This window comes from Algoriphagus machipongonensis, from assembly GCF_000166275.1.
Classification (GTDB): Bacteria; Bacteroidota; Bacteroidia; order Cytophagales; family Cyclobacteriaceae; genus Algoriphagus; species Algoriphagus machipongonensis.
This window is the reverse complement of the sequence record NZ_CM001023.1, coordinates 3,412,543-3,425,216: the sequence shown is the minus strand read 5'-3', so window position 1 is coordinate 3,425,216 and position 12,674 is coordinate 3,412,543. Positions and strand designations below refer to the sequence as shown.

General features: G+C 39.0%; 9 protein-coding genes. 1 reads left to right on the top strand and 8 read right to left on the bottom strand.

The window, feature by feature from the left end; translation table 11 throughout:
* Positions 1-21: 21 nt before the first annotated feature.
* The 5 genes from ALPR1_RS14410 to ALPR1_RS14390 form a co-directional block, all read right to left on the bottom strand.
* Entirely contained in the window at positions 22-1,392 is a 1,371-nt protein-coding gene (locus ALPR1_RS14410) for a tetratricopeptide repeat-containing protein (protein WP_008201753.1), read from the bottom strand.
* Between the two features lie 332 nt (positions 1,393-1,724).
* A complete protein-coding gene (locus ALPR1_RS14405; RefSeq protein WP_008201751.1) occupies positions 1,725-4,154 on the bottom strand; it encodes a zinc-dependent metalloprotease in 2,430 nt (809 codons plus the stop codon).
* A gap of 64 nt (positions 4,155-4,218) precedes the next feature.
* Positions 4,219-6,327: a ComEA family DNA-binding protein gene (locus ALPR1_RS14400; protein ID WP_008201749.1), complete on the bottom strand. Its 2,109-nt coding sequence runs from the start codon at positions 6,325-6,327 to the stop codon at positions 4,219-4,221.
* On the bottom strand, positions 6,318-7,133 hold the full coding sequence (locus tag ALPR1_RS14395; protein WP_008201748.1) for a PorV/PorQ family protein: 816 nt from the start codon (positions 7,131-7,133) through the stop codon (positions 6,318-6,320). The genes ALPR1_RS14400 and ALPR1_RS14395 overlap by 10 nt, the downstream gene beginning before the upstream one ends.
* 74 nt (positions 7,134-7,207) lie before the next feature.
* Positions 7,208-8,623, bottom strand: a complete 1,416-nt coding sequence (locus tag ALPR1_RS14390; protein ID WP_008201746.1) for a POTRA domain-containing protein — start codon at positions 8,621-8,623, stop codon at positions 7,208-7,210.
* A 104-nt stretch (positions 8,624-8,727) separates the two neighbouring features.
* Between ALPR1_RS14390 and yidD the strand changes: the two genes are divergently transcribed.
* The gene (gene yidD, locus ALPR1_RS14385) at positions 8,728-8,955 is read left to right on the top strand and encodes a membrane protein insertion efficiency factor YidD (RefSeq protein ID WP_008201744.1); all 228 of its coding nucleotides are present in this window, start codon (positions 8,728-8,730) and stop codon (positions 8,953-8,955) included.
* Here yidD and ALPR1_RS14380 read toward each other — a convergent pair.
* From ALPR1_RS14380 to rnc, 3 genes are read right to left on the bottom strand one after another with little or no spacing between them, the layout of a single operon-like run.
* On the bottom strand, positions 8,952-10,055 hold the full coding sequence (locus tag ALPR1_RS14380; protein ID WP_008201743.1) for a prolipoprotein diacylglyceryl transferase: 1,104 nt from the start codon (positions 10,053-10,055) through the stop codon (positions 8,952-8,954). The genes yidD and ALPR1_RS14380 overlap by 4 nt on opposite strands.
* A gap of 1 nt (position 10,056) precedes the next feature.
* On the bottom strand, positions 10,057-11,901 hold the full coding sequence (gene nadE, locus ALPR1_RS14375; protein ID WP_008201742.1) for an NAD(+) synthase: 1,845 nt from the start codon (positions 11,899-11,901) through the stop codon (positions 10,057-10,059).
* 31 nt (positions 11,902-11,932) lie between these two features.
* Positions 11,933-12,673 (bottom strand): ribonuclease III, encoded by a 741-nt coding sequence (gene rnc / locus ALPR1_RS14370; protein ID WP_040303678.1) that lies wholly within the window; start codon positions 12,671-12,673, stop codon positions 11,933-11,935.
* Between the last annotated feature and the right edge of the window lies 1 nt (position 12,674).

The following is a 12,674-nucleotide window of genomic DNA, read 5'->3' as shown; positions in this document are numbered from 1 at the left end:
AATCTAGGCAATATGGTTTAGTTATGCCGGCGGGGTCCAAATCGGATCCATTAAATGACCGGATTTTCTTAATTCAGCCTCTAATCTACCAATTTGATCTGTAAAGCTCTCCCACATCCACTTTGGATGCGGAATTTTTTTTGCTTCTTCTAGGTATTTGCCATATAATTCAAAGTTCCCTAGGCCAAAGTAAGCTTCTGCCCGGTTAACTGTAATCCAAAACTTTTGTCGGGCGTAGTATTCTTCCATCTCTTGAGACTCCTCAGTTGTCGAGTCAAAAGAAGCATCCGTTTTCTCCTTTATTAGGATCATAGGCCAATCACGTTCACATAAAAATATCACCCTTTTCCAAGTTCTTTGAGCAAAAACCAAATCTGCAATTCGCTCTTTTTCATTGCTAACAATGTTTGAGTTTGAGCGATAGACAAAGGTAATGGCCAAATTGATTCCATTGTATCGGTTATTGAGCAGGTAAAAGCTTCTTTGATAATAGAGGATAGAGTTTTCTAAATGTTGATCGCCTTCTCCGCACTCATATAGTTTCTTTTCGACTGCCCCAGCAGTGGAGACGGTTTCTGGATCATTGGTGTGTGCAAGGTTGATGGAAATAAGTAGATCAAGAGATTTGTAAAGCGAGGAAATTAAATCTGGTTTGGCAGCTTTATAGGTGCAAAATGCCAGTCTATGAATTAAATAAGTATCACTTTGTTCTTGATTTATTTTGGATAAAAGAACTGCAGACTGGAATAAATCTCTTGCTGAATCAAAATCCTTTATTTCTACCGCACTTTCAGCCTCTTGAATGATCAATGAAAGGGCCTTTCCCGTGTCTTCATTTTGGGAAGACTCCGGAGAAGTCTCTATGGATTCTTTTATTTCTTGCTGGGTCTTTGGAGGGATTAAAGAATTGAGATAGGTATATACAGGGCTATCAGACTCATTTTTATCTATGACCTCATCAATTAAATTCCCCAATGCTTGCCTAAACCTCCCCACTTCCTCATAGTCTATCGCATCTCCCAAGTGTTGATATTTGGTGATCAAAATATGATTAAGATCGAAAGGGTAAACCAATTTATCTTCAGAAATAACAATTGTAGTATAGGGTCTCAGTGCATGTCTAATCCCCAATTCATAAAGCGCATTTGGGTTTGCCGTAGATAGATCTGCAATCACCAAGTCAGCTTTTAATAATTCGCGATACATCTGAACGTCAATCGAACCAGAATGAGGGATTTCATCAGCCCTCACGCATTCAATTCCTTTTTGCTCAACAACTGGTTTGATAAGGAGGCGGTAAGATTTATTTAAGTCGAGTTTTCTTCCGTTGACATAATCGGTTTTGGTTCCAAAACCCATCACTACGAAACATCTTTTCTTTCCTTCATCCATAGACTTAAAAAATTAAATAAATTTCCTTATTCCAAATATTTTAAAATGTCATGGTTTTTAAAAGCAATTTTTACAAAATAATATTCTACAAATAGTGAAAAATGAAGTGCGATTATACCCAGTTTTAAATGGCAATAAAAGCTTTAATAGACTTCCAAAAAGCCGGTTCTTTGAGATGAAAGAGTTAAAAAAAAGCATTGATTGGACCTTAGCTAGGGCATCATCCAGATTTAGTGGATATCGATAGAAGTTCCTTTTTTGGAAACGTAGCTATAAAAAAATGAAGCAGCCCTAAAAGTAAGGCTGCTTCATTTTGAAAAGGACTGATTTAATTAATAGTCAAAATCGCAAGTCATAGATTCCGAGCCTATTGGAGATCCATCAGGTGCCTTCAAGGTTTCTTGAACTGTTAATTCCACTGGAAGATCTAAGAAAGCATTGATTTTATCTGCTAGGTATTTAGAGTGCTGACTTAGAAGTGCACTGCTGTTCCTATTCGTGATACTTTGGTTCGCTAATTCATCCAATTTAGCTCTGGAAATCGCTCGTACTGAATTGGAAGCAGCCCCATTCTTCGCCAACGAAATGAGGTGGTCTACCATTTTTGTTTCGGTCATTAATTTAATCTCGGTCTTCAAGCCAGATGGGAGAGAAGAGTCAAATAAATTTCCAGTCACTTCATTAAGAATTTCTTCAAAGCTAGGTAAACTTTCATCCTGTAGGTTTTGCAGGTACATTCGATTTACTCTTGTTTCATCCAATAGGAAAGAAAGGGTTAAATCAACAATTGTTTCTGCAGGAGCAATTGGATCAAATACAGGTCCTGTCCTCGAAACAAAGGTTTCTCTCGTTCTTCCATAGCCGTAAGGTCTTGGAGGTATCAAAGCCAAAATATGTTTTGGAACTTCTAACTGATCAGGAGAGATGGTCAATAAAAGAGCATCTAAAGCCTCTTTTTGGGTGGAAGAAGGAACCCATTTGTGGTTAGGTTGATTGTCACCTTTTACTTTATACTGGTAGTCAAGTCCTCCGATTACTTTAGAGGTAGCTTCCACTTGGTATCGGTGCATCAAATAAAGAGGAACTAAAACTTCTTCCAATAAGGCAGTTGGCGTCCCATCTTGAATAGCATTTAATCCGAAGCTGGCTAATTTATTTGCTCTTAGCTCAAGCATTCTCTCAAGCTCTGTAGATGCAGAGGAACCATTGTCCCATAAATGCGAGCGTGGATGTGCACCACTTGGATCACGGGAATCAGAGTCTGTAATAAATTCATATCCTGCTGCATAGGTGTCTTCCAGAGTTTTTTCTAAAAACTCAGATTCTGACATCCCTGCAGGGACTGTTCCATACCCATATTTGATAGCCCACTTATCCCATTCTCCGATTTTTTGATCATAAGCAACAGACAGGTCTAATTCTCCATTTGAATCCTGGGTGATGACAGGATAAGGATAATCCATCACTGAAGATCTGTTCTCAGCGGAAGTTGCATAACTGTGTGCCAATCCGATGGTGTGACCGATCTCATGTGCAGATAGTTGTCTCAACCTATCCAAAGCAAGTTTTAGCATTTTCGGATCTGGCTCTGTACCATTTTCATAAGGTTGAATAAGACCTTGTGCAATTAAGTAATCTTGACGTACACGAAGTGAGCCCAAAGAAACATGACCTTTGAGGATTTCTCCAGTTCTAGGATCTCTCACGCTGCTTCCATAAGACCAACCCCTAGTGGAGCGGTGAACCCACTGAATGACATTGTATCTTACATCTAATAAGTCCATCCCTTCAGGTGCTAATTCTACTCTGAAAGCATCTTTGAAACCTGCAGCTTCAAATGCTTGGGCCCAATAGTTTCCTCCTTCAATTAGTGCAGAAGCTACTGGCTCGGGAGTTCCTCGATCCAAGTAATAAACGATCGGTTCAACTACTTCAGAAACAGCTGCACTTGGATCTGTTTTCTCTAGTCTATGTCTTGAAATAAATCTTTTTAAAATAGGCTCAGTGATTGGCGTTGTGAAGTCCATATAACTTATGGAAAAAAATCCGCCTCTTGGATCAAACTCCCTTTTTTGATAGTCCAAATCAGGAAGCTCTATAAATGAATGTCTCTGTCTGACTGTCACAGCATCTGATCCTGGGGTTACTGAACGGAGTTCTCTCCCAGTAATTTGGCCTGTCAATGTGATTGTGGCTTCGACTTCCGTGTTTTTCGGAAAGTTTTTGGTGGTAGGATAGTAGAGTCCAGATCTACTGGCGTCTGTTCTAAAATTCCCTTGTCTACTTCTGTTTAATCTATCTCCAACTCCATGTGTGTCTTGCATGTAAAAGTTGGTTGCGTCCACTATCAGGTTATCACCATTCTTTTGGGCAACTTCAAAACCCCAAAGGATAGATTCCGCAAAAGCATCTTGAATTGATTTTACTTCGGCAGGATTGTCTGAGTAGGCTCTGAATCCATAATTTTTCTGTACTAGAAATACCTTATTGCCGGTTTTTCGGAATTCTACCACTCGGGTCTCACCTAATTGGCCTCGGTCTAATCCCAGGTCATTGGAGCCTACCCCAGCAGTCAGAGAACTGACATATAGAAATTCCTTTTCGAGGTCTTCTACCTCTAGGTAGATTTTCCCTTTTTCTTCATCTAGATAGAAATCTACAAAACCTTCCCTTTTGCTGAATTTTGCCAAATCTAAGTTTTGGGCATAAATCGCAGGAAGACTCAAGATACTTACTAGGAGTACGAGTAGTGTTTTTTTCATAGTTTGGTGGTTTGTTGACAAATTATTAAAAAATCGGGCTTGAAATTATACCATTGATATAATATTATCGATGAAGCATGTATCTCAGCAAAAAAGTTGTCTCCGTTTGATGTGGTTTTTCAATCATTTGAAGTCCTGAGCTAATGCTCTCCCGATCTGTATAATTGGTTCTGGCAAACCTAAGGTAGGCAGTTAGTTGGCTGTTTACATCATATTGTCCTATTAAGTAATATCGCATTCCCTGACCTGAAAAAGCAGGAATGGAAAAGGTCCAAAGCACATTGTTTTCAAATGCATATTGCCTGTTGTCATAGTTATCCGTATCAAAAAGAGCTACTCTCCCCGTAAGTTTCCAGGTTTCATTTCCATAGCGTAGGTCTTGCAAAAACATATATCCATATGACTTTTCTCCATCATAATCTACCCGACTGGCCAAAATCCTAGACCGAATGAAAACCTGAGGGCTTATTTGATATTCTAAACTTATTAAACTGTTGATTTTATTAAGTGGCTTGGTTTGATAAAGTAGGGAAGGAGACCCATTATCAGCAATATTTCGGTCTTTTTGTTCCTGTCGAACTTGAATAAAAGTCTTTAAGGTTTTACTGGGTTGAAAGGTGATCCTTGATAGCCATTCATACCCGGAAGAGGGTGAATAAGAGCGATACCTGAGCCATGGGAATTTAAAATAGTCGTAATAAGCATTCACCTTCCATTTCGTTTTGGGTTTAATTTCAATCCCCAGATAAAGACCTCTTTCATTCATTGGGCGAGTTCCTTCGGAGAAAACATTAGCATAAAAACTATGGAAGTTTCTGTCGTAGTTTCTCCAGACTAAAGAAAAACCAACCTCTTTACTTAGACTCGAGATAAAACCAAATACGGATCCATTTCCACCCGATTTAGACATCCCGGTTTCTCCGAAGAGAAAGAAATTTTTCCAATTGTAATTAAAATACACACTGCTTACCCAATTGGTCTTCCCTGAGAAATCAAACTGATTATAAGGGGTAGGAGATTTGATCCATATTTGGTCAAACTTTGTCCATAAAAAATTGCTTCCAATCTGAAATTTATTGGATAATGAATATTGAAAGTTGCCCCCAAGATTGAGTTCTCTAAACTGATTTTTGGTGGAGAGCTCACTTTTTGTTCTATGAAGCCCACTTTGTCCTAGGGAAGAAATTATTTCCACCTCATTTTCTAGACTATCGAGCATTGAGCTCGACCTTCCGTCTCTAGGTGCCAGTGAGCTCATGATACTTGCCTGCCAATTTCCCTCTTGATAAGTAGCTGCCGCTCCTCTAAAAAAGCCAAACTCCATGGCTGCGGTATAAGGAAGTATGCCGATGCTACTTTTCTTGACAGTCGGTACCGTTTCGGATCCCTTTCCCAGGGAATATCCTGCCCCGAAAACCAACCCTTGTCCAAATTGAACCTGATAATCTCCTAGGTTTATCACTTTCCAATTACCCAAACTGTACTTAGTGAAGTGATAAGAAAAAAAGTTAAATCCAAACCTCCTGGTTTTAGAATCCCAAGTAAATTGTTCACCAGCATCTTTGTCAAGTGTAATCCCTAAGCTAAAATCACGTGAATGTTGAATCCTTAACCTTAGGTAAAGGTCATTAGGATCTCCCAAATAACGGCTGCTTAGATTTCCATTTTTGGCAGTGTCTGGGGCTGTAAAACCTTTTCTGGTTTCCCAAACCATTCTATGACGAACAAGTACATAGGCTTGCTCTTCATCAATGATCCGTTTTAAAAACTTTTTACCTGAAGTGTTTCCTTCTTTACCTAGGATAACAAATGGTAAAATTTGCTGAATTGTAAAAGAGTCAAAATTGGGAACTGCTTGTAATTCATAGAGTGATAAAAGCGGACCATATTTTTCTCTGTAATTTATCAAAGAAGATATTTGGGTCGGCGTCAAAAGGTAGGTAGCCTGAAGTACTTCTGCATTTGCAAGATTAATGTTGATTGGGTTTTGATATAGCTGAAAAAGCACCTCATAAATGGATTCGTAATCCAAATCTTCATCTTGCACTGGAAATAATCTTTCTATAAACGTTTCAGGGTCTATTTCTGGTTTTGGTGGGGTTTGGCTCCAGAGTAATAAAGTCTGCAGGTTCAGAATGAGAAGTAGTGCTATTTTCCAATATTTCACTTCCATTGGTATCCCAAACTAACATGATGAGTACTTCCCAAAGAGGTGTTTTGGCCCATTGCATAATCAATCAGGAAATTTTTTGGTCTTAATCCTAGACCAAAAAACAGTCGGGATGGATTGCTATTTACCCCTGTTCTCAGGATTACCCATTCTTGAATCTCATATTCAATTCCTGCTTTTATTGTAGGCTTGACCAAGATGTCTTTTTCAGCTTCTAATTGAATTTGTAGATCTGAAATGGGGGTGTATTTAATACCAAAACTAATCAAAGTAGGTAAGTGGTCTTCTGAATTTTTGGAGACCTTTGCTCGGTTTAGATTCGAAAAATATGCTCCCATCTGAATGTTAGGGCCTAAATCGGCTACTCCTCCAATACTTAATACCAAGGAATTTCCTGTTCCGAAATCTTGTATTTGAGTTTGAAACCAATCGACTTTCGCCCCAAAACTCGCTATACCTAAAGTCTGAGAATAGCCTATTCCAAAAAGTTGCTGATTGAATAACTTTCCACCAAACCTTGCTAACCCAACTCCAAAAGTTCCTTGGTTGGTTTTAATCAGTCCCGCCAAGTCCAAACTTGTCAATTCTTTCAACCCGTAGCGATGATCATATCCCAAAGCAATTTCAGAAGCTTGAGCTCTATCCAAAGCACCGATATTATTAAAAATTGACCAGGCATCTGGGAGATTTACTTTGAGATTTCCCAAACCCTTACTTCTGGCACCGTGGGATTGGTCTATTGGGGAAACTTGCGAAAAAGCAGAATAGCAAGACCAAAAAGCGATGCATAAAAAAGCTAACCGCCTCATAGTAAAAAAATATGAATGAATAATTAAGTTAACTAATTTTCATTCAATATTAAAATCTTTGGAGATACTTGCTTTTAGAAAGGGGCTTTAAAATTGAAGAAGAAATTCCCTTCGCCCATATTGTTTAGGGAATATTCAAAACGTAAAACATTATCATAAAGTCCAACCATATCAATCCCCAAACCATAGCCTATCAAATATTGATTAGCTAATCGTTGGTTGGTAGGAATGTCGTTTCTGTCCGTGACATACCCATGGTCAAAATTTGCACTTAGATAAAGTCGGATAGGAATGGTGTTGAATTGTTCTAAAGGAACCGCCTTGGAAATATCAAAGTCATGGTCAAAAAACTTCCATCTAAAACTATTTTTATGGACATATAGCTGTTGACCTTCGATAACATTCAGTTCATACCCTCTGATAAAGTTTGGGTTGTATCCGATTCCCCTCACGAGCGTATAAGGCTGTCTGGCACTAAGAAACCATTCTGCTGTCAAGCCTGTATTGAAATTGAACTTATCGCTTATTTTAAAGTATTTATTGGCAGTCAGATTCACTTCAACCTCATCTAATTCGTCTGTGAAAAATATCCCGTATTTGGTCATGGAGAGTTCTAAAAGTTCCCCATCCGTAGCATATGCCACATTATCTCTTCGATCATGACGGAAGGTATAGGTCATGTAGAGATACCTGAGAGAATTGGTTCCATGCTGAAAATAATTTGGGCTTTCTGCTAAAACCAATGGACTGACCCAGGTGTGATTAAAGCCTAAAGTGACATAGTGAAAGTTGTAAAAACTTCTTCGATAGGTATATCTAAGAGCGGCTGCGATATTCTTCCTTAAAACATCCTCATCAGGTGAGGTATAAAATACCTGGCGATTGTATTCAGATTTGACAGCTAGGGTTTTGTTGTTGAAATATTTGAATTGGACTGCAAGCCCATGCTTTTGGTTCTTATCAATGTAAGGCTTACTGTACTGAATATCAAGAGCTTTAGTGAACCCAAGTTGGCCAGCAAATCTCAATTTTTCATTTCTACCACCCACATTGCTATGGCTTAGTCTTAATCCATAGTTGACACGGGAAAAGTCCCTTCCTTGATTGGTCCACCACTCGGAAAAGTTTCTATCGGCAAGTTGGAAAATGATAGATGGAAGAATGTACCATCTTTCTTTAACAGTAATCAGGACTTCGGCCTCTTCATCACCTGTCAATAGAGGAGTGATTTCTACTGAAGTAAAAAGTCGGAGGTTATAAATCTTTTTCTGATCCGCCTGGATTATTTCTATAAAGGTTTCCCAATCATAGTAGTAGTCCTCAATGAAATCCAATTCCCGGAGAATGATACTTTTTTTCGTCTTCTCATTTCCGATGATATAGATATTATTCACCTTGATTTTATCAGGTGTTCCTGTGTTTGCAGGACTGAAAGAGGTATCCGTTTGCGCAGTCAACCGTTCTACTCCCAATCCGAGGTAGAGAATCATTGCCAATCCAGAAGCGATTGCAATATTTTTAAAGTTGAAAGTCAATAGGGAATTCAGAATGAGTAATTTTGGTTAATAGAGGTCGTTATGCTACTTAATTAAAGATGTCCATTAAAACCTTAATTCGAAAGATAGCCATATTTCCTGTTTTGGTCTACCAATACACGATTTCTCCTTTATTTCCTTCAAGTTGTCGGTATACTCCTACTTGTAGCCAGTATACCAAAGAAGCAATCATGAAGCATGGGATATTCAAGGGGGGCTGGCTAGGGATTAAACGAATTGCCAGCTGTCACCCCTGGGGCGGTCATGGGCATGACCCCGTTCCTTAGTTTTTTTCTGGTTTTAAGCCATTATTAAGTGCTCTAATCACTAAAATAATTCCAGCAATAACAAGAGGTATACTTAATAATTGCCCCATATTTAATGCCATGCTTTCTTCAAAGTCCACTTGAACGGCTTTGAAATACTCCCAAATAAAACGCATTCCAAATACAGTGATTAGGAACAGGCCTAGGAGAATTCCATCTGGAAGTCTGGACTTATACTTGTTCCAAATACCCAAAAGGATCAAGAATATCACGAAATAAGAAAGAGACTCATAGATCTGCGTGGGATGTTTTGTTTTCCCAAAGGTTTTAATTGTTGCCAAGTAATGGTCTCCCTTCATCTCAACAGATAAGTTTAAGGGGGTTTCCAGAGGTTCTGCAAGGTATTCTCTAGTTGTGTAGAACTGAGTCAAAGCATACTTGACATCTCTTCTTAAGGTTGCCTCAAGGTCTTCCACAGTAAATGCCCCTTTTGAAATTTCCATTTCAATATTTACGGGGACGATTCCATTTTGGATCAATTCAGAGGATCTGTCTTCTGGCTTATATGCCTCAATGGATTCTATAGGTACCCGGAGCGTTGATAAAATGTCTTCAGCATGCCAAGCATAAACAAATCCGTAATCAGATCCGGTATCTTTTCCACCAATTTCAGAGTTCATCAAATTACCAAATCGAATGAGTGCTCCAGTCATTGCCGTCACAATCACAATTCTATCTACCACCCATAGGTAACTTTGTCCCGGAGTTCTTTTGGCGTAAAGCCAAAGTGCAAAAAGAATAGCTATAGCAGCTCCATGACTGGCAAGGCCACCCTCCCAAACTTTAAGGATTTCGATGGGGTCGCTTAAATATTTTTCAGGTTCATAAAAAAGAACGTGACCTAGTCTAGCTCCAATAATGGTAGCTAAAACCATGTAAATGGTCAATTTATCAACCAATACTTCGTCTTGTCCCTCTTTCCTGAAAAAGTAAACCATAAACTGCTGAGAAATAATAAATCCCAAAGCAAATAAAAGGCTGTACCATCTAAGTCTCTCAAATCCGCTAAAAACAGCAGGATTTGGATCCCAGACTACATAATTCAGCAATGATTCCATCATATTAAATCTGATCTAATTGTTCTAATTCTTCGGTAAATCCTCCAGAAAGAATGGGGAATCGATACCATGTTTTTGGATCAACATTGAATTCGTCAAGGTGAAAGGAAGGAGCCAAACGTTCTCTTTTCCATTGATTTCTTGACCAGAGTCGAAAAAACTTTTTGATGTATTCCTTTAGGAGGCTACTCTCCAGTTTTAACTCTTCATTCAATATTAAATAAATATCCATCGGCGATCTTCTGTCCCGAATGGCTAATTTTTCTATTTCCAGAATAACCGAATAAGGCATGAGGTCCTTTTCATCCGTTTGGGTTCGTTCTAGTGGTCTTAGCTCTGCAGTAGGTTGTAAGGAATTAACCCATTTGAGACCTGGCTGATCTAAATTTTTCTCGGCCCAAGATAGCCATTGTAGGATGAAAAATTTATCCACTGCAGCAATGGGAGATATACTTCCACTGGTATCTCCATCCATGGTGGCATATCCCACATCACCTTCACTTCTGTTGGAAGTAGAAAGGAGCAGGGCATTATTGATATTGGCAAGCATCCAGATAATTGGGGATCTGCTTCGAGCTTGGATGTTTTGAAGGGTGATGTCATCCTGCTCCCAAGTCAATTTCCTACCAATGGCCTGTTCGATTTTTTCCGTATAGGTTTTTACCTCCTCATCGATCGTCCATTGATAGAATGTAGCTCCAATACTTTCTGCCAAGCTTTTTGCGCTATTAAATGTATCGTCAGAGGAGTTTTTTGTTCCCTGGTAGGCGGTGGTCAATAATTTACCAACCAAGTATTTTTCTGGCTCGGTGATCTCTTTAGGAGGAAGTGGAATTCCTGCTTTTTGGCAAAAGAGCAATAATCCTAGATCTTTAATCCCTCTTTTGACCATTTCAGATACTAAAATGGCAATGGTGGATGAATCCGCACCGCCACTTAGTGAGAGAACAAATCCCTTGCTCTTACTTTTTCTCAAGTAATCAAAAAGGGCAAGTGAAGCTGCCTGAGCAAATTCTTTTTCCTTCGAAATGACAGGCTGTAAATTTTGAACTTCGGGTTTTAAATAAAAGCTTCTTACCTGAAAGTCCTGGAAAGAAAGTAATTCATTTCTGGAAATTACCACTCCAGATTTTCCAAGCATGATTTCTCCGTCAAAAATCATTCTGCCTGCCTCATTTCCCAGTAGGTTGGCATAGCAATAATAACAGTCGAAAATCTTACTGCTTTCTTCGATAAGCTCCACTCGTAATTGACTTTTACCCATGGCAAAATGACTTGCACTTGGGTTGAAAATCAGATCCACTTTTCGGTCTTTCAATCTATAACCTGGTCTTTCATTTCCTCTCCAAGCATCTTCACAAATCTCAAAACCATAGTGAATTCCCTTATGGTGAAACGTCAAATCTCCCAGTGGGAAGGACTTGCCTTCAAACTCTACCTGAATGACTTCATTTGCTTTCCAAGGGGTAAACCATCGAAATTCATAATGTACTCCATCGATTGCCATAAATTGCTTTGCGACAAAGCCTTTTAGTTCGGCGTTTTCGATGACTGCGACTGTGTTATAAACTTTATCCTGAACTCGGATTGGCAAACCCACTGCTACCGTTATGCCCTTACATTCCGGGATTAGTTTACTCAGTTGGCTTAGTGCTTTTTGAGGAAACCAATAACTTAAAAATAAATCTTCACTGCCATATCCAGTGATAGCCAACTCAGGAAGGCAAAGTATTTCTGCTTTTTCAGATTTAGCCTCTTTCACAGCCCTGATAATCCGGTCCAAGTTTCCTGACCAATCCAGCGGGGTTTGGTTAACAGTAGCTGCAGAAATTTTAATAGGAGATGTCATGTAATCCAAAAGAATGGTAAAGCTACGCTTCTTAGTTTGTAATATTTAATTCATCACAGGCATTTTTAGAAGCTTCCTGTTCTGCCTTTTTCTTGGTTGGTCCTTTTCCTTGTGAAGCTTCTTCTCCATCTATTTCCAATGCCACGATGAACTCCTTGAACCTTTGGTTACCGTGAACATGCAATATTTTGTATTCGATGTTCTTATTTTCTCTCTGCGACCACTCGATGATTTTACTTTTATAGTTGGAAACAGTGGTGATCATGCCATCCAGGTCAAAGTGAAGCAGAATTCTCTTGAGGATAAATTTCTTTGTGAAATGATAGCCTTTATCCAAGTAGACTGCACCGAGAAAAGCCTCTAAGATATCTCCGTACAAGGATTTATTACCGATGAAATTTCTATCACCGATTTCCAGGTTGAGAATTTTTTTTAGGCCAATTTTTACTCCCGTGGCATTTAGAGATTCCCTATTGACGAGTTTTGATCGGGTTTCTGTTAGAAAGCCCTCGTCTCGATAGGGGTATTTTTGAAATAAGTATTCCGCTACAACCGCTCCCAAGATTGCATCTCCTAAAAATTCCAGACGTTCATTTGAAATTTTAAATCCTTTGCTGGTTTCCTCTCCTAAGCTTGAAGGGGTCAAAGCAAGTTTATAGAGTGCAATGTTAAAAGGCCTGCTACCCATCATCATTTTGATGGAGGCAGCAAGCCTTTTATCTTTTTTGCTAAAGAAGAGAGTGTTGATTCCGAGTCTCTGAAGAATTTTCAAG